The sequence below is a fragment of the Streptomyces sp. NBC_01288 genome, assembly GCF_035982055.1.
In the GTDB taxonomy this organism is placed as follows: Bacteria; Actinomycetota; Actinomycetes; order Streptomycetales; family Streptomycetaceae; genus Streptomyces.
Map to the genome: position 1 here is coordinate 17,811 of NZ_CP108427.1, position 17,641 is coordinate 35,451.

Sequence of the window (17,641 nt, forward strand, 5' to 3'; positions counted from 1 at the left end):
GTTCGCGACGCCGCAGGAAGCCCGCCCCCCGCGGCGCCGGCCGCACCGCCGTCCTCCCTCTCCCCCTCCTGTCCGCGCATCCGCTCAGACCGGGGGGCTCAGACGCCGGAACAGACGACGCAGCAGTGCCCGGTCCACCGCCGCGTCCGGCGCGGTCAGCAGCGCGTTCTGCAGGTGCGTCGTCAAGGCAGCCCACGTGCGGAAGACACCGTGCGTGCAGGACTCGTCGATCCACGCCACCTCCCCGCCGGCGACGCCGGCCCACAGCGGATGAAAGGCAGACACCGCCGCAGCCACCTCACCCCCGGCAAGACGCCCCACCTCCTGCCACGCGCAGACCCGCGACGCCAACTGCGGCACACGCGCCACCACGCGCTCGCTGCCCGCCCCGCACAGCACCAGCGCCATCCGGACCTGCGGGTGGTCCCACAACGACTGCAGATACTCCAGACACGGCACCGGCAACCGCTGCGCCTCATCCACCACCAGCACCCGAGCCCCCTCCAGGGCACCGGCGATCCGCTCATCAGCCTCCGCCGAACGGTGGGGAAACCGGCCCGGCAACACCAGAGCCTCGAACACCGCCCGCCGCAGTTCCGACACCGACGCACGCACCGGCACCCGCACCCACGACACACCCCAGCCCACCGGCGGACCCGACAGCGCCATCCGCAGCGCCACCGTCTTGCCCCGCCCCGCATCCCCGAACACACACGCCCCGCCCCCGGCCGCCATCGCCTGCCCCACCGCCTCAGCCACCGCACGCACCGACGCCGTACGCACCGCCCGAGCCCCCACCGGCAACACCCCGCCCGCCACGTCCCCCGCCGGCGCGGCCTCCCGCCCTGCAGGCGTCAGCGAGGCCGGAACAGCCGCGGCACAAACAGACGGCGCGCCGGTACCGACACCCGCGACGGCGAGGTCCGCCAGAGCCTGCCGGGTCTCCCGCTCAGTCCGCGCCCGGGATACCGCGGCACGCTCCGGCAACACCCGCCCCGCCGCCAGCTCACGCTGCACCGCCCGGTACACCGAAGCCGGCGACACCCCCGCAACCCCGTCCCCGCACTCCTCCAAATACCGGTACAGCACAGACACATTGCCGCCCGCCTGCGCCAGCACCTCCCACGCCTCCTCCGGCAACTCGAACCGGGAACGCCTGCGACGCTCCACACGGCCCTCACTGCGCGCCGCCTCCACCCACCGCCACACCGTCCGCGGATGCACCCCCGCCAGCTGCGCCCCCGCCCGCACATGCGCCGACGTCACACCACCAGCCGCATCCAGCTGAAGCAACCGCCCCACCAACACCGGCCGCGACACCGAGACCAAGCCCTCGAGCTCCCGCTCCCCCACCCGATCCTCCCCGGCCACCCGCCCGACAGAAGACCACCCTCAACCCGCCCACCCCGCAAAAGGATCAGAAGCACCGTTCCCGTGACAACGACACGAGAAGGGGTGTACCGCCCCACGACAGTGGCATCGGCAACAGACACCACCCCACGTCAGTGACCCCGCTCAGCCTCAGCGCCCACCAGCAAAAACACACCGGCCTGACACCCCGTCACCGACACCCACCCACTGACACCAAACCGGCACATCGCAGTCAACTGCACCGCTCAGGGGTGTGTCAGTGGTCTCGCGTAGCGTGCAGACGGATTGTGCGGGCTGTGACCTGTGCGGATGGGGGGGGGACAGCGGCATGAGTGACCGAATGGAGTGGCTGGCGGAACGCGATCGGGACGCGGCTCTGATCATCAGGACCGATTACCGCGACGAACAGGCATGGGCTGCGGTGAAAGCGGAGCTGATGAGGTCCTGGGGTGATGGAGACTTCGAGCCGTACGTCCACATCGCCGATGATCCGAAGTGGGCGGGATGCACCTCGGCCCAGATCCTCACCGCGGCGCTTACCGATGACGAACTGAGCGTGGTCTTCCTCGCCGACCGCGACTCCATGCGTGATGGTCCCGTCACGTTGCTGGCGGTGGCCGTGCTGGCCAGGGAAGAGTGCGACAGCGACGAGGAATTCGAGGCGGACGGCGGCGAGTTCCGCACCGTCCCCGCAGGCGTCCACGAGATACACGCGAACCTGATGATCGCCAACCTGTCTTTCGGCGATTTCAAAGAAGCCGCCCAGCAGGACCCCCAGGACACCTTCCAAGGGTTCGCCATCTGAAGGACTCGGCCCGCCACTGGAGCGCTCAGTCACAGCAGCCTGCCCCGGACTTTCCAGGCGACGGTGGGTCAGAGGTCGAACTCCAGGTGCTCGATGTCGGTGAAGCGGACCTCCTCCAGGCTGCCGGCTCGGCGGCCGCCGTCCTGGAAGTACACCTCCTTGAGCGCTTCAGCGGCGAGTTCCTGGAGGCGTTACTCGGTGGCGCCCTGCTCCTGGGCGTCGAACAGGCGCGCGGCGTAGCGGGGCGGCAACGCAACGGTCAGGTGCCGGATACGGTCCTGGTCCGTCGACCCGATCGGCGCGGTGTAGCCGAGACGGGCGCGGGTGTCGATGACGATGCCGCCGGTCGTCGCCGCCTTCTGCCGCGCCTTGGCCCGGATCTGCGGCTGCCACCGGGCCTTCACCTCGCGCTCCAGGCGCGCGGCGAGGTCGGGGCGCGGCTTCTTGATCTGGTCCTTCACGTACCGCTCGACGGTGCGCTGCGAGATGCGCAGCATCTGGGCGACCGCCTTGGTGCCGCCCAGCTGCTTGACCAGGTACCGCATCTGCGGGCCCGCGCTCTTGGGCGCCGGGCGGGTGAACGCCTTGTACACCGCGGCGTCCAGGCCGTCCCCGAACAGGCTCATCGTCGCCTTCTCCTACTCTCCGTTGTCGACGTCGGTGACGGTGCCGTCCTTGATGTACCGGGCCAGGTTGAGCTCGGGAGCGTTGAACCGCTCGCGGACCTCTTCGCCCCACAGGACGTCCTGGGTGCCCTCGTGCTTGACCAGGCCCGGGTTGATGCCGAGCTTGAAGCCGCCCGGCAGCGGCTTGCCCTCCTTGTAGGGCAGGAAGTCCAGCGGCGACTCGCCATTGGCCGCATAGACGACGCAGTCGGACAGGACCGCGACCGGGTACTGCCCGGTGAAAGCGGCATGCTTGACGATCTTGCGGTGCAGGTTGATCCGGGTGCGGGAGATGACCGCCGCCCGGATGTCCGGCCGCCACGTCGGGCGGGACAGCGCCCGCCACGGCTCGCCCGGCCGCCAGCCCTCACCCCGGGGCCGCTCGCGCAGCTTGCCCAGACCGCCCTTCACCGTCGCCTTGACCGCGGAGACGACGATCGCCAGCTCCGGGTCACGGCCGCGGTAGCCGTCCATCGCCGCCAGGAAGTCGGCCGGCGACAGGTCAGCACCGACTCCCAGGTCGGCCATGGTGGCGAGGTACGCGTCGCGCAGCCGGTTGTACCAGCCGTCCAGATAGCGGCCGTTCTCGTACCGGACCCACGCCTCGACCGGACGCACCTCGTAGCCGAGCTCCACCGCGTACGCCACGGTCGGCGTCGCGTACCAGGCCGGGCCCTCGGGGCGCTCGCCCTTCGGCGTGAACGGGCTGGGCAGCAGACTCGCGTCCAACTCCGCCCACGTGTCCTTGCCGGCCTTCACGCGGGACAGGTCGACGTGGGACAGGTCCACCAGCCACGAGCCGGGCAGCTTCGCATCGAATACCGGCGCCGTGACATGCGTCGGCGCACCGAGGCCGACGACCAGGCCGTTGGCGCCCGCTGCGAAGGCCATGTTCACGTCGATGCCGACCAGGTGCCGCAGGGTGCACTCGGCATCCGTCATCGGCCGCGCCCAGTCGTACGCCTCCTCGAACAACTTCTCCGCCGGGCCGCGCACGTGGAAGCGCGGCAGGTCCTTCAGGAGCGGGTGCCCGTCGGGGGCCTCGCACGGCGCGCAGTCCACCGGGGCATTCCCCAGACTGCCGGGGTTGTGCTCGGAGTGCCGCTTGCCGTCGGCGTCCGGCTCGGACGCGCGGGTCGGCGGGTGCAGCGCGGTCATCAGCTCCAGGCCCGTCACGGCGGTCGAACCGCGCGGCGTCATCACCCGCGACGCGTACACGCCCAGGACGCGCGCGAGTTCCGCCGGCGGAAGCTGCCCGGCCTCGCCCCAGTGCCGGGTGTCCAGCGCGTTCCACGACGGGATGCACAGCTGCACGCAGGCCCGCTCCGAACCGGTCGCCGGACGGTAGATCCGCGCCCACGGCCCGAACCCCCGCTTGGTCAACTTCCACTCCGCGCGGGCGAGTTGCTTGATGACCTTTTGGCCCTCCGGGATCCGCCCGGCGAGCCGCTCGTCGTCGGTGAGGGCGACGGGCAGGCCGTAGCGCTCCAGCGCCGCCTCGGTGAGCACGAGCAACGGGTCGGCGTCCTTGCCCGGGCCGGACAGCTTCGGCTGCCCCAGCGCCGCCTCGCGCAGCGTCCAGTCGACCAGGGCCGGGATGGACTTGGCGGGCACGTCCAGGACCAGCCCGCCGATGCAGTACGCGAACACCTGGCCGTCGGCGTCAACGTCAATGACGGCGAGCGGACCGTTGGCGAAGCGCGGGTCGGTGTCACTCGCCGGGGTTCCGGCCGGGGGTGCCTTCCGCGCGGTCGGCCGGCGCGACGCCGACGACGTCGTCGTCCTGGTGGTAGGCACCGGAGACGACACGGCAGCCGGAGGCACAGCGTTGGCGGCGGGGCGGGTCTGAGTGTTCTGCGCGGTCGTCATGGCCGCAGCCTCGGGCGCCGCGGCTGTGGGCACAGGCTGCGCCTGTGGGGCCGGGTCGGGAGCGCTCGGGAACGTCTCCGCGACGGCCGTGCCCTCAACGGGCACCGTGGCGTTCGGGTCGGCGGGGTAGAGCTCAGCGAGCTTGCCGAGCAGCCGCGCGTACCCCTCGCGCTCCGGCGGCCGCGGCTCGGTCTTGCCGGACTCCCAGCCGCTGACCGTCGCCCGCCGCACCTCCAGGGCGGCCGCGACCTCATCCAGGGTCAGGCCGTGCGCGCCGCGCAGCCGCCTGCGCTCCGCCGGCGGCGGCAGCGGGGACCGGGACGCCACCAGCGCGTCGACCCGTTCGAACAACTCGGACATGGAACACCTCCTGTCCCACAAGCATAGCGCGAACCGTACATATTGCGTACGGCTAGCGTACGAATGGCGTACTTAGGGTTGGTCCCCGGCTGGCCAGAGGGTGGGCGTAGCCGCGGTTCGGCAAGAGCCCGGCGGTGGGTTGTCCAGTGACCTCCTGGCTTGGCAGCAGCGCACCAGCTGGCGTCGCACCAGCGGGGCTGGGTTTGTGGGTCCCGCATGCAGTAACGAGTGCTCGATCCAGTCGTGGCCGGCGGAAGGACCGTCAGTCGACTTGCGGAGCTTTGGGTAATGCAGTGACGGCCCGTCCCCGCGGGCGCGGGGACGGGCCGTCACTTCAACGAGTCGTCCGGCCTTCTCACGTGAAGGCCTCATGGAGGCTGGTCTACAAAGACTCTCCCGTCTGTGAGCGCGTGACGCGCTGTCGTGTCAGCACCGTGGCCAGCCGGTGGTGTGGTCCAGGTGCGCCAGGAAGTCCTCAATCTCACGCACGAGAGCTTGTGTTGCTTCAGACAGGTCGACTCCGGCTTTCCCCAATGCCCAGTCGACCCTGTCTGCAGCGACGTGAATACCGGCTGACCGGCACACAAAGCCACTCACGAATGATCTGAAAGACTCCTCAGCGTGTTCTTTCCATTGCCCGCAGCATGCCGATAGGTTTTCTTCCCTCTCGGCATCAAGGACACGAAGATAATCTCGCGCGTCCTCGTCACCCTTGAATGCTGCCTTTTCCCACCAGCTTCGCGCCACATCATCCCTGTCCAGGAACTCAAGGATTTCTGCAACACGTCGTGTTTCCTGTGGTGTCGCGGAATCATCGATTTCCTTTTTCAGGAGAGTGCGTAGTTCACGGACCACGCCGATTCGATGATTTCCCTCCACGATTTCCAGGCAGGGGGCGGGGGCCGGGGGCCAGCCCGAAGGCTGGCCCCCCTCCGCCTGGACAGAGTCCTCGCCGATCCGAGAACCCTTGGAAAACACCTGCTCAGATCCTTCGAGCAGGAGCCACAGGGCGAGGAGCCGGACGGCTCCCCGCTCCTCGGGCTGGTGCGTCCAAGCGGACAGGTATGTCATGCGGTGGCCTCCTCGCTGTGTTCGTTGATGGACTTCTTCAGGTTGTTGGCGGCGGCTTTGATGTAGCGCTTCACCGACTCCTCCTTTATCTGGAGGCGCTGCGCAACCACGGCAGGGCTGAGGTCCTGCAGAACACACAGGGTGATGACCTCGCGCTGCCGTTCAGGAAGGCTTGCGACGAGTTCGTCGATGCCTTCCTTAACCATTTCGTAGGCGGCTTCGGGGATGCCGATGCCTGATTCCGTCTCGGGCAGGTCATGAACCGGGACCGTGACCATCCGCCTGTTGCGGCGGAACTGGTCGATGACCGCCCGCTTCACCGCGGTGCGGCCGTAAGCGGTCAGGGAACCGTGGCCGGCGATGAGCTGACCCCACCGCCGGTACATGTTGAGGTAGACGTCCTGCACAGCATCCTCTGCGCTGTGCAGGTCGCCTGCCTGGGCCCGGGCCAGTCGGGAGAACGCCTCGATGGTCTCGAGGACGAAGGACTCGAAGTCCGCTCCCGGAGCGGCCTCACTCACGCGGCCTCCCGCGTGGTGATGGCCCGGTGGCCCGCCGGGTCGGCCGTGTCCTTGCGGAACAGCCAGGCAGGCCGGCCCTGCTCGAAACGGGCGGCAGCGCCGCCGTCAGGCAGGGCCTGCGCCATCGCGACCATGGTGGCGCGCTGCTCGCGCTCCGCCCGGGTCTCGACATGCGCCTTCACAAGCATCTCCGTGATGCCGCGGGTGCGGCGCATCACGGAGAACAGCAGGAGCAGCAGGGGAATCCCGCCCGCTCCCACCCAGTACGACCAAGTCATCGACCAGGCCTCCCAGTAGAGACGAACTCGTTGGTGAAGGCCCACGGGCCTTCACCCCCTTACACGCCGCCGGGAACCCGGATCCGGATGCCGGAGACCAAGATCTTTTCCCAACTCCCCCCGATTCCCCGCCTGTCACATCGTCTTCGCAGGTCACAGCGATATCGGACGCACAGGAAAATCAGTGGGTCGTGGAATTGAGAAGGACCCGAGCGGGAGGGAGAGAGGACCACAGGAAGGAGGCGGGGCCGGGACGCTATGAGAACGAGCCGGCACCACGGCCGCCGCTCTGCTTGATCCGCCGGGCATCCCCTGCGAAAGCGCCCGCCCGGCACGGCGGACACGAGACCGTGGTGGAGTGACCCATCCACCCGGCCTGCTGCGGACACCTCCCCTGCAGGGGGAGACGACCTCGTCGCTGATCTGCCGCATCGCGAGCCGCTACGGGATGGAAGCGAAAGTGCTGCGGTCCTGCTGGCAGTGGCGCAACTACCCGCCCGGGCACGACGGCGGCGGCACGCGGGCCGACGCCGAGGTACTGCTCAACACACCCGGACGCCGACTCCTGGCAGACCTGTGCGGCGTCGAGGAAGACATCCTGGCGCGGGCGTTGCCGTCCTGGGGACAGGAGGACGCCAAGCTGTCGGCCGGAAAGGACGGGGTGCCGGCGGCGGCATGGCGGACCGGCGGCGCCCTCGCCGGTCCGGTCGCCTTCGGCTGCCGCCTGTGCGCGGCCCGGCGTACGGGGACGGCCATGCGGGTGGTGCGGTACGCGCCGCGATGGGAGCGGGCGTGTGTCCGCCACGGGCGGTGGCTGATGGACGCGGACGCCGACCAGCCCCACGAGTATCTGGACGTGCGGGGTGTGCCGGAAGTGGCCGCGGCGCAGCGGCGGTGGGCCGGTGTGGCGCGGCGGGCAGTACGGGCCGAAGCAGAGCCGGAGCGAGTGTTCGCGCTGGCGTATGCGGTGGTGGCCCGGTGGTGGGAACAGGCCCTGCACTGGGAGCGGGAGACCATCTGGCCGGGGCGGCTGCACCAGGTCGCGGGCGGCAACGCCGGGACGGAACTGGGCTGGTGGCGGATCGTGGGCCGGGACGCGGTCGTCTTCCCCGAGGTGGTGGCCGTGGCCGACGCGCTGCTGGACCCGGCCATGGCCGAGCTGGTGTGGGCTGACAGCGGGGCCGGGCGGCCGCGGGCGCTGCCCGCCGACGGGGCGTTCTGCCGCCGGCTCGGCGAGCGGGTCGGGCGGGAGTGGCTGGGGCCGCTGGCGGCGACCGACTACGGCGGCCCGCTGATCTCCTGGATGGGCGCCGTCATCCGCATCCGTCGCGGCGCCGGCGAGCCGTCCGGATACGACAACGACCCCTGGTGGCTGCGCCAGGAACACCAGCCTGCCTCCCTGGCCGGACAGCTGCGGGTGCTGGGCAAGGAGAGGAAGGCGCCCGGCTCGGGGACGATGTGGCGCGCGACGGTGCCCGCCGAGCAGCGTGCCCAGATCACCAGCCTCGTCAACAGCGCTGAAGAACAGCTCATCCAGCTGCGCGGGGCGCAGACCGGTTCGAGTGCGGACGTGGCCCAGCATCTGCTGCGCATCCTCAGCTACAGCGCCGGCCTGCTCGAGAAGGCCCTGCAGCACACTGTCGTGGCGGCCGTGAACGCCGGGGTGCCGCCGCGGGATGTGGCCCAGTGGGCGAAGCTGTCTCCCGGCCCGCTGGCGGACGCGCTCAAGGCCTACCAGGACGCGGGCGACAGGTAGGCGCCGGCTCTCCGGGAATCGGGCGGCCCGGGACCGGTCCTTGGGGCGCTGGCGTGGCGGCCCGGTGTTACCGCATCACGCGGCGCCACGTGATCGAAACGCCGAAACAGCTCCGGCCGGCAGCCGGGCCCATTTGGCTGGGCGAGTGAGCGGCAAGGGGACGGCGGCCGGGCCTGGCAGCAGGCCGGGACGGGTGGACGTGAGCATCGGGGCCGGGTTCGAGGCGGTCTTCCTCGACCCTCTCGGGCAGGCGGTGCAGCAGCGGTGGGCGGACGCCGCCCTCGCGGTCGCGTTCGAAGACCTCGATCCGGTGTCGGCCTTCCCGGTGGTGCCGGGAAGGCGGTGGGGGCCGGGGCTGTGGTGGTCGGCCACCACCGGGCGGCACGTGGCCGCCGGCTCGAACGCCATGCGCATCCAGCTGATGACCATGGACCGCGACCCACAGGTCACCGGCATGGCCGGACGGCCGGTACGGCTGCTGTGGCGCGACCGCCGGAGCCGGGTGCGTTCCTGGGTGCCGCAGCTGTTCGCCCGCTACGCCGACGGCACCGCCCTGCTGGCCGACTGCCCCGGCCACCCCGACGCCGGCGGTGAACGTGCTCTGAAGGCCGCGCAGGCGGTGGCTGCGGCGTGCGCGGACATCGGCTGGAGTTACCGGCGCCTGGCGCCGCTGGACGAGGTGCCGGCGGCGAACCTGAAATGGCTGGCCGGCTACCGCCACCCCCGCAACCAGGGCAGGCCCGGCCTGACGGCGGCAGTCCTCGATGCCTTCGCGCGGCCACGGCCGCTGATCGAGGGCGCCGAAGCGGCCGGCGACCCGCTCGAGGTCCTCCCTGCCGTCTTCCACGCCCTGTGGCATCACACGCTCACGACAGGACTGGAGACGCCGCTGCACGAACGGGTCATCGTCAGTCCGGGCTCCCTCCGTCAGGGCAGTGGCCCCAAGCCCGCCAAGAACCCGCACGACGGCGCCGGCGCCGGGCGCGGCGAGGAGAGCCAGGGCTGCGTCCCCGCGGCCGGGTACCCGGCGTCAGACGCGGGGCGCGGCAAGGCTGGCGCCGGGCGCGGGGAGGCGGTGTGAGCACCGGCCGGCAGAGCGGCCGGCCGGTGGTGGCGGTCGGGGCGCACGTCCGCTTCCGCGGATCCCGGTGGCAGGTCGTCGCCCTGGCCGGGCAGTGTGTCCACCTGGCCGGCGAGGACGGCAGCGATGAAGCGGTGCTCACCGGACACCTCTTCGCCGATCCCGGCTTCGCCCTCCTGGGAGCAGAGGCGCAGCAGCCGCAGGCGGCGCCGCGGTGGGGGCTGTTCGAAACCGCCCCGGCCGCGGCACGGGAGAAAGCACTGGCCTGGCAGCGCCACATCCGGGAGGTCGAGTGCGGGTTGCCCGGCGGGCCGGGCAGCGGCGGGCCGGTGCGGGAGCAGTACGACCCCGCCCAGCACACACTGGCCCAACGGGAAAGGGCCAAAGCAGCAGAGCTGACCGCGCTCGGCTTCGGCCGGGTGTCGCGTACGACGGTGCAGCGCATGCGCCTGGCCTACCGCAAACAGGGCCTGTGGGGGCTCATCGACCACCGCACCACCCGCGGCCCCAGCCCCACCGGACGGGCCGACGAGCGGGTCGTCGCCGCGGTCAAGGAAGCGCTGCGCCGCCAGCGCGGCCGCTCCAAAGGCACCGTCAAAGGGCTGATGCCGCTGGTCGCGCACATCCTTGAGGACCGGCACGGCGGCACGGTCGCGATGCCGGCGCAGGCCACGTTCTACCGGCTCGTCCATCAGCTCGCCGGCCCCGCCGACCATCCCGCACAGCCGGTGCGCACCCCGCCCATCACCGAGGACGGACGGGGGCACACGCCCACCGTCGCCCTGCGGCCCGGAGAGCAGGTGCAGATCGACACCACCCGGCTCGACGTCCTGGCCCTGTTCGACGACGGCACCCTCGGCCGGCCCGAGATGACCATCGCGGTCGACGTCGCCACCAGGGCGATCCTCGCGGCCGTGCTCTGTCCGGGCGGCACCCAGGCCGTGGACGCGGCCCTGCTGCTGGCGGAGATGGCCGTCCCCCACCCGTCGAAACCCACCTGGCCCCACGCCCTGCGCTTCACCCACACCCCACTGCTCCCCCGGGCACGGTTGCTGACGCTGGACGAACGGCTTCAGGGCGCGGCCGCCCGCCCGGTCGTGATCCCCGAGACGATCGTCGTAGACCGGGGAAAAGTGTTCCTTTCCAGGGCATTTACGGCTGCTTGTGAGACCCTCGGCGTCAGCGTGCAGCCCGCCCCGCCCTACGCGCCCACCGCCAAGGGCATCGTCGAGCGGACCTTCGGCTCGATCAACACCCTGTTCTGCCAGCACCTGCCCGGCTACACCGGATCCGACGTCACCCGCCGCGGACGCGACGCCGAACGCGAGGCGTGTTTCACCGTCCCGCAGCTGCAGGACCTCCTCGACGAATGGCTCGTGCACTACCACCACCGCCCGCACCAAGGGCTGCGTCATCCCGTGCTGCCCAGGGCCGCACTGACACCGAACCAGATGTGGGCCGCCCTCATCTCGGTCGCCGGGTACGTCCCCGTCCCCCTCACCAGGGACGACTACCTCGAACTGCTGCCGGTGCGCTGGCAGGCCATCACCGAACGCGGCATCCGCCTGCACCACCGCACCTACGACTGCGACCTCCTGGCCCCCTATCGCGGGCAGCCCTCCCCCATCGCGGCGCGCGGCGGGAAATGGGAAGTCCACACCAACCCCCACGACGCCCGCCAGATCTGGCTGCGCCTGCCCGACGGCACCTTCGCCGAGATCCCCTGGATCCACCGCGCCCACGTCCACCGCCCGTTCAACGAACAGACCTGGCAGCACATCCGCACCACCGTCACCCGCCACACCGACCCCGACAGCCTGGAGGCCGACCTCGCCGACGCCCTCGACCAGCTCATGCGCCGCACCCGCACCGGCACGGCCACCACAGGGGAACAACGCCTCCTGGCCCGCACCCAGCCCGCCCGAACCCCCCTGCCCCCACCGCGCCCCGCACCCGACCACCCGGGCGAGACAGACGCCGGCCGGACGGGGCCCGGGACGGACACCGACAGCCTCGACGACCTCGACGAGGAACAGGACCCGGACGCGGAAGAAGACGACGCCGACGACGGCCCGCCCGCCGTCCCCTACACCGGACTCGGTCTCTACGACGCCCACGCGGAGGCCCTGAAATGGTGAACACCCGCCCACCCGCCACAGCCGGCGATCCCGGCAGCACCACCACACCCGCCGCCGGCCCAGCGCAGCAGTCCACGACGGACACGACGACCGCGTCATGGCCGGTGACCACCTGGCAGGGCTGGCACCACTTCGCCACCACGGCGCCACCCGCACCGCCGCAGCCCGGCGAAGCGCCCCGCAGCCCGGAGGAACGCCTCGCCTACCACTCCGCGTTCGTCACCGTCCGCACTCCCGCCATCGACACCCTCGCCACCAGCGTGCGCACCCTGATGATCCTCGGCCGCCACCAGACCACCACCGCACGTCCCTCACTGATCGTCACCGGCCCCGCAGCCGCAGGCAAAACCACCGCCCTGCTCCACGTCGGACGCACCTGCCACCTCGCCCACACCCACCGCACCCCCAGCCCGCCCGGCCACCACCCCCAGGTGCCGGTCGCCTACGTCCTCGTCCCGCCCGGCGCGACCGCGAAGACCCTCACCGCCGAATTCGCCCGCTACCTCGGCATCCCCACCACCACCCGCATGACCCAGGCCCAGATCACCGAAGCCGTCTGCCACACCTACAACACCGCCGGCGTCCGGCTCGTCCTCATCGACGAGATCCACCGCCTCAACCCCCGCACCACCACCGGCGCCCAGGCAGCCGACCTCCTCAAAGACCTCACCGAACGCATCAGCGCCACCTTCGTCTACGCCGGCCTCGACGTCACCGCCACACCCCTGTTCAGCGGCGTACGCGGCGCCCAACTCGCCGGCCGCGCCACCCTCATCACCTGCGGCGCCCTCCCCGCCCGCCACGGCAACCGGCACCCCTTCACCGACGTCATCACCGACCTCGAAAACGCCCTCGACCTCCACCACCACCGCCGAGGCACACTCCCCCGCCACGCCACCTACCTCCACCAGCGCACCGCCGGCCGCATCGGCAGCCTCACCCGCCTCATCCGCCAAGCAGCCATCACCGCCATCAGCGACGGCACCGAACGCATCACCAAGAAGACACTCGAAGCCATCCAGCTCGACCACCTCGCCGAACAACACAAACGCCCCCACACCCGCCGACCGTCCGCACCCGCATGACACGGACACGAAGAAGACCAGGAACACGCCGACCGACAACGAATCCACTGCCGTCCGCGGCCAGGTACGGGACGTCCTGATCCCCGCCCGAGCCGGCTACCCGGCAGGAGCCTCACCGCACTACGACGAGGTCTTCCACAACGCCGTACAACAAACCGAGCGCACCGACAGCCTCGCGACGACGGACATCGCGGCCCTGGCCGTCCGAAAAAGGCAGCGCCACCCACCCGGACGACCGTCTACGACCGCCGTGTCCAGCACACCCCCACCACAGAAACCAGACCACGCCTATGACCAGGCACAACACGCCTGACCAGCCCAAACACACCCCGGACCATTAGACGCAGAAGCTACCCACAACACCCCGGGCATTCCCACAACAACCCACACAACCCCAGGTCAACCCCACCCCACCCCACCAAACCCCGTTCCCAACCAACCACCAACCCTGCAGCCCACACCCCACCCACCACACCAACTACCCACCCCCGGATCGACACGAGCCGGTGTGGTCGACCACCGACCGGGACGAGGCCCTGCTCTGGTACACAGCGCTCGAAGGAACGGGCGTGGAGGGAATCGTGGCGAAGCCGCTGCGAGGGGCCTATAAGGCCGGGCGGGTGTGGTCGAAGATCAGAAACGGGATGAATTGCAGTTGATGCAACAGTTCGTAGCCTTCCCCTCTCTCCTTTCCGCTGGTCGGCGGCCGGTCGAGGTGGAGGTCGGCCGCGCCGAGAGGAGCCGACCGGCCGGGGTGCGCATAGACGCAACAATGATGCGTTTGGTACAACAGGCTTCATGGTCGCTGAGGCACCCGGTTCGGTGCGTCTCGTGCTGGCGCCGAACGTTGTCCACTTGGACCCGGAGCCGGCGGTTTTCGCTGCGATGCGTGAGGGGTGGGCCCGGCAGCAGTCCGCCCGGTTCCTCCAGTCGACGACGATCCAGCCCCGGCTGCGTTTGATCGAGCGGCTGGGTGAGTTCACGGGTCTGTATCCGTGGCAGTGGTCTCCTGCTGACGGCGAGGCGTTCATCGTGCACCTTCGCAGCGGGTCTGCGCCGGTCCAGTTGTCTACCGCCAGGGCTTATGAAGTGATCATCGCTCTGTTCATGGAGTTCCTGCTCGACCGGCGGTACGGGTGGGCGGAGGTCTGTCTGGACAGGTTCGGCCAGGCTCCGCAGGAGGTTTTCCACGAGGGCAACTCTGTTCTGCACTCGGTGGAGTACGAGGGTGATCCGCGGCGGCGACCTTTGACCTACGACGAGGTGCAGGCGCTGTTCGACGCGGCTGACGCCCGTCCGGGCAGGATCCGCGGACAGGGCCGCAAAGGCACCCTGACTGCTCTTCGTGACGCCGCTGTGCTGAAGACGATCTATGCGTACGGGACGCGGCGTACCGAGTCCTCGAAAGTGGATCTGGTGGACCTTCGGCGTCATCGGAAGGCGCCGCAGTTCGGGCAGTTCGGCAGTGTGGCTGTGCGGTACGGGAAGTCCTCCAAGGGGGCGCCGCCGAAGCGCCGTTCGGTGCTGCTGGTCCCGGAGATGGACTGGGTGGTCGACGTCCTGGGTGAGTGGGTGAGCGAGGTGCGCCCGCGGCTGTTGCCGGACCGGCATCCGGCGTTGTGGGTGACCGAGCGGGTCGGGCGGCTGTCGCCGCGGTCGATCAACGAGGCGTTCGTGACGGCCCGCCGGGACGCCGGCTTGGATGAGGATCTCGATCTGCACTGCCTGCGGCACAGCTACATCACGCACCTGACGGAGTTCGGCTATCCGGCCCGCTTCGTCCAGGAGCAGGTCGGACATAGCCACGCCTCGACGACGGCCGTGTACATGGGCGTGTCGGACGAGTACCGCAACCAGCTGCTGGAGGCTTCGCTGAAACGCAGGCTGGGCGACGACTGGGATCTCGAATGATCAAGAAGATGAGCTACGAGTGGCTGCTGCGCACCACGATGGCCCAGCACGGGATGTTCCAGACCTCGGACCTGGTGCCGCTGCTGGCCGAGCGGGGCGTGACCTTGTCGCGTGAGCAGGTCTACCGCCTGGTCACGCAGCCTCCGCAGCGGATGAGCATGGACACCTTGGTCGCGCTGTGCGACATCTTCGCGTGCACGCCGAACGACCTCATCAAGCCGGTCGTGGCGAACGCGCAGGTGAAGAAGACCGCCGACGGCGAAGCGGAGCCACTGGCGCTGCCGCTGAAGGAGCGGCGCACCACGATCCGGCGGCCCGGCCAGCCGTGAGGGACCGCCTCTCGCCGGACCAGGTGCGGCTGCGCGAGGAACTCGCCGCTGCCCGGGAGCAGATCGTGGCCCTGCTGCGGTCGGCCGTCGGCGAGGGCCTCGCCCCCGAGCAGGCGCAGGAGATGGTGGAGGAGGTTCGGGCCTGGAGCGGGCCGAATGCGTTCCGTCTCCTGCGCTTCCTGTCCGGCCGGCCCGATGCGCTGCGCGCGCCCGGGTCCGACTGCCCGCTGCCTGCGACTCGCCTCCTGCTGTTGCTGGCCGCCGCGGGATTCGGTGACCGGGTCGCCCCGGCCGCCTGCGCGGACTGCGGCAGGACGGACCCGGTCCCCAGCCGCAGCGGCCCCGAGGGACGGGTGTGCGAACGCTGCGCGGCACGGCGCGGAACGAAGCCCTGCGCCCGCTGCGGAACGATGGCCAGGATCAACAGCCGCCGGGAGGAGGGCGGCATCTGCAAACCCTGCCGCGACAAGGAACCTGGCGCCCGCAAGGAGTGCGGGATCTGCCACCGGATGATGGTCCCGGACAGGCACCTGCCCGACGGCACCTACCTGTGTCAGACCTGTGCCCCGCGCAAGCTGCGGGCGTGCTGCCGTTGCGGGCGCGAGCGCCGCATCGCCGCCCTGACGGCCGACGGGCCGCTGTGCGGTGGCTGCTATTCCAGCCCTCCGCGGTTGTGCGGTGTCTGCGGGAAGGTCTCGCCGATCCACACTCGCGCCACCGGGACCAGCCCAGATACCTGCTACACGTGCGCCAAGGGCCATGAGGAAACCTGCAGCCGGTGCGGGAAGGTCGGCCGCGGTCAGCGGATCGACTACGGACGCGGCGCGTTCTCCTGCGACCCCTGCGCCCCGGGCGAAGTCCGCAAGCGGGAGCCCCGCCCGTGCACTTTATGTGCGCGCACCCGGGCCGTCGGAATCTTCTGGCCTATGGGCCCGGTGTGCGGCCCCTGCTATGCCAAGGCCCGCTCGATGCCGGCGCTGTGTGCGTCCTGCGGTCGGCAGCGGATCCTGATCGGCCGGACGGCCAGTGGGGACCTTCAGTGCCGGACGTGCGCGCTGCCCGACGGCCCTCCCCACCGGTGCACCGGCTGCGGCGAGTCCGCCGACCTCCTGCCCGGCCGCCGCTGCCCGCGCTGCACCCTGACCGCCCGGGTGAGCGACCTGCTCAGCGGTGATGCGGTGACCATTCCCGGATCTCTCGAACCCCTCGCCCGGGTGCTGACCGGCGCGGCCAACCCCTACCCGGTTCTGGCCTGGCTGCGCCGCAGTCCCGCCGCGCAGCTACTGGGCCGCCTGGCCCGTGAGGCCGGCCCCCTTGATCACGAAGCTCTGGACGCTTTGCCCCAGCGGCACGCCACCGCCTATGTGCGCGGTCTGCTGGTCACCGCCATGATCCTCCCGCCGCGCGACGAAAACCTCGCCCTCCTCACCAACTGGGCCGCCCGGACGCTGGCCGGGCTGCCGCCCCACCACGCCATGCTGATAAGCCCGTTCGCTGAATGGCACATCATTCGCGACGCCCGCCGCCGCTCGGCCCGCGGCCGCTACAGCTACGCCGCCCACAAGGGCGACTGCACCAATATCCGCGCCGCGATCAACTTCCTGACCTGGCTCGATACCCAGCGCCTCACCCTGGCCGATCTCGGACAGTCGGACCTGGACACCTGGGCGGCCGGCAATCCCACGCTCCGCGCCCGCTCCATCCCCTTCATCCGCTGGGCAACTGCGCGACGCCTGACCACCACCGGCCTGACGATCGAGCACCCACCCAGCCAGTTTCCCGGCCACTTCCAAGTCGAGGAGGTCCACCAGGCCGAACTGCGCCGCTGCCTGGGCGACGCCTCCCTCCCGCTGGACGTTCGCGTCGCCGGAGCACTCGTCCGCCTCTACGCCCTCACACTGACGCGGATCGTCGAACTCACAGCCGACCAGATCCGCCACGACGAAGGCCACACCTACCTGACCGTCAGCCGCCACCCCGTCGTGCTCCCGCCCAAGCTCGCCCGCCTCATCGAAGAGCAGCTCCAGCACAACGCGTCACGTCCCAGTGGGGTAGACGGAACCCGGTACCTTTTGCCGGGACACAGCCCGGGCCGAACCCGTAACCCGGCCAGCTTGTCCGAGAGGCTGAAACGCTACGGCCTGCCAGCCCGGGCCGCACGGAACACCGCCATGATGGAAGCGCTGGCCGACCTGCCCCCGATGGTGATCTCCGACCTCTTCGGCATCGACCCGAAGACAGCGGAGCGCTGGGCCGCCTTCGCCGGAGGACGCTGGTCGGACTACCTTGCGACCCACAGAATTTAATCGGGCGAAGTCCAGCAGTACCCGGCACCCACCAACGGGGCCACGATCCCCCGCCCCGAACCTGGGGTACGTCACCGGGTGCGAGGCCGGCCCTG

The 17,641-nt window shown here is 70.6% G+C and carries 13 protein-coding genes and 1 pseudogene; 8 read left to right on the forward strand and 6 right to left on the reverse strand.

The features are described from left to right. Positions 1–84: 84 nt before the first annotated feature. Positions 85–1,353 (reverse strand): ATP-binding protein, encoded by a 1,269-nt coding sequence (locus tag OG194_RS00070; protein ID WP_327398695.1) that lies wholly within the window; start codon positions 1,351–1,353, stop codon positions 85–87. 358 nt (positions 1,354–1,711) lie between these two features. Between OG194_RS00070 and OG194_RS00075 the strand changes: the two genes are divergently transcribed. Beyond that, positions 1,712–2,176: a DUF6924 domain-containing protein gene (locus tag OG194_RS00075; RefSeq protein ID WP_327398696.1), complete on the forward strand. Its 465-nt coding sequence runs from the start codon at positions 1,712–1,714 to the stop codon at positions 2,174–2,176. Between the two features lie 68 nt (positions 2,177–2,244). On the opposite strand, the pseudogene tpg reads toward OG194_RS00075, so the two are convergent. The 5 genes and pseudogenes from tpg to OG194_RS00100 form a co-directional block, all read right to left on the reverse strand. Next, positions 2,245–2,802: pseudogene (gene tpg, locus OG194_RS00080) on the reverse strand (telomere-protecting terminal protein Tpg). 12 nt (positions 2,803–2,814) lie between these two features. Next, positions 2,815–5,070, reverse strand: a complete 2,256-nt coding sequence (gene tap, locus OG194_RS00085; RefSeq protein ID WP_327398697.1) for a telomere-associated protein Tap — start codon at positions 5,068–5,070, stop codon at positions 2,815–2,817. Between the two features lie 426 nt (positions 5,071–5,496). Further along, complete coding sequence (locus tag OG194_RS00090) at positions 5,497–6,141, reverse strand: hypothetical protein (protein ID WP_327398698.1); 645 nt, start codon at positions 6,139–6,141, stop codon at positions 5,497–5,499. Next, positions 6,138–6,662, reverse strand: coding sequence for an RNA polymerase sigma factor (locus tag OG194_RS00095; protein ID WP_327398699.1), 525 nt, complete (start codon positions 6,660–6,662; stop codon positions 6,138–6,140). The genes OG194_RS00090 and OG194_RS00095 overlap by 4 nt, the downstream gene beginning before the upstream one ends. Next, positions 6,659–6,985 carry a hypothetical protein gene (locus OG194_RS00100; RefSeq protein WP_327398700.1) on the reverse strand — a complete coding sequence of 109 codons (327 nt, stop codon included), beginning with the start codon at positions 6,983–6,985 and terminating at the stop codon, positions 6,659–6,661. Before OG194_RS00100 ends, OG194_RS00095 begins: the two co-directional genes overlap by 4 nt. Before the next feature lie 313 nt (positions 6,986–7,298). Here OG194_RS00100 and OG194_RS00105 point away from each other — a divergent pair, with 313 nt between their 5' ends. The 7 genes from OG194_RS00105 (at position 7,299) to OG194_RS00135 (ending at position 17,546) form a co-directional block, all read left to right on the forward strand. Then, the gene (locus tag OG194_RS00105) at positions 7,299–8,696 is read left to right on the forward strand and encodes a DNA-binding protein (RefSeq protein WP_327398701.1); all 1,398 of its coding nucleotides are present in this window, start codon (positions 7,299–7,301) and stop codon (positions 8,694–8,696) included. Between the two features lie 199 nt (positions 8,697–8,895). Next, complete coding sequence (locus OG194_RS00110; RefSeq protein ID WP_442811471.1) at positions 8,896–9,777, forward strand: TnsA-like heteromeric transposase endonuclease subunit; 882 nt, start codon at positions 8,896–8,898, stop codon at positions 9,775–9,777. Continuing rightward, positions 9,774–11,915 (forward strand): Mu transposase C-terminal domain-containing protein, encoded by a 2,142-nt coding sequence (locus OG194_RS00115; RefSeq protein WP_327398702.1) that lies wholly within the window; start codon positions 9,774–9,776, stop codon positions 11,913–11,915. Before OG194_RS00110 ends, OG194_RS00115 begins: the two co-directional genes overlap by 4 nt. Positions 11,916–12,019: 104 nt before the next feature. Then, positions 12,020–13,000, forward strand: coding sequence for a TniB family NTP-binding protein (locus OG194_RS00120; protein WP_327406946.1), 981 nt, complete (start codon positions 12,020–12,022; stop codon positions 12,998–13,000). A 798-nt stretch (positions 13,001–13,798) separates the two neighbouring features. Beyond that, entirely contained in the window at positions 13,799–14,911 is a 1,113-nt protein-coding gene (locus OG194_RS00125; protein WP_327398703.1) for a tyrosine-type recombinase/integrase, read from the forward strand. Next, positions 14,908–15,240, forward strand: a complete 333-nt coding sequence (locus OG194_RS00130) for a helix-turn-helix domain-containing protein (RefSeq protein WP_327398704.1) — start codon at positions 14,908–14,910, stop codon at positions 15,238–15,240. The genes OG194_RS00125 and OG194_RS00130 overlap by 4 nt, the downstream gene beginning before the upstream one ends. Next, positions 15,237–17,546 (forward strand): XRE family transcriptional regulator, encoded by a 2,310-nt coding sequence (locus OG194_RS00135; RefSeq protein ID WP_327398705.1) that lies wholly within the window; start codon positions 15,237–15,239, stop codon positions 17,544–17,546. The genes OG194_RS00130 and OG194_RS00135 overlap by 4 nt, the downstream gene beginning before the upstream one ends. Positions 17,547–17,641: the final 95 nt, after the last annotated feature.

Excerpts from the sequence above, each read along its gene's own strand:
- OG194_RS00075 (WP_327398696.1), top strand. The coding sequence starts at position 1,712 with ATGGAGTGGCTGGCGGAACGCGATCGGGACGCGGCTCTGATCATCAGG.
- OG194_RS00125 (WP_327398703.1), top strand. The coding sequence starts at position 13,799 with ATGGTCGCTGAGGCACCCGGTTCGGTGCGTCTCGTGCTGGCGCCGAAC.
- OG194_RS00130 (WP_327398704.1), top strand. The coding sequence starts at position 14,908 with ATGATCAAGAAGATGAGCTACGAGTGGCTGCTGCGCACCACGATGGCC.
- OG194_RS00090 (WP_327398698.1), bottom strand. The coding sequence starts at position 6,141 with ATGACATACCTGTCCGCTTGGACGCACCAGCCCGAGGAGCGGGGAGCC.
- tap (WP_327398697.1), bottom strand. The coding sequence starts at position 5,070 with ATGTCCGAGTTGTTCGAACGGGTCGACGCGCTGGTGGCGTCCCGGTCC.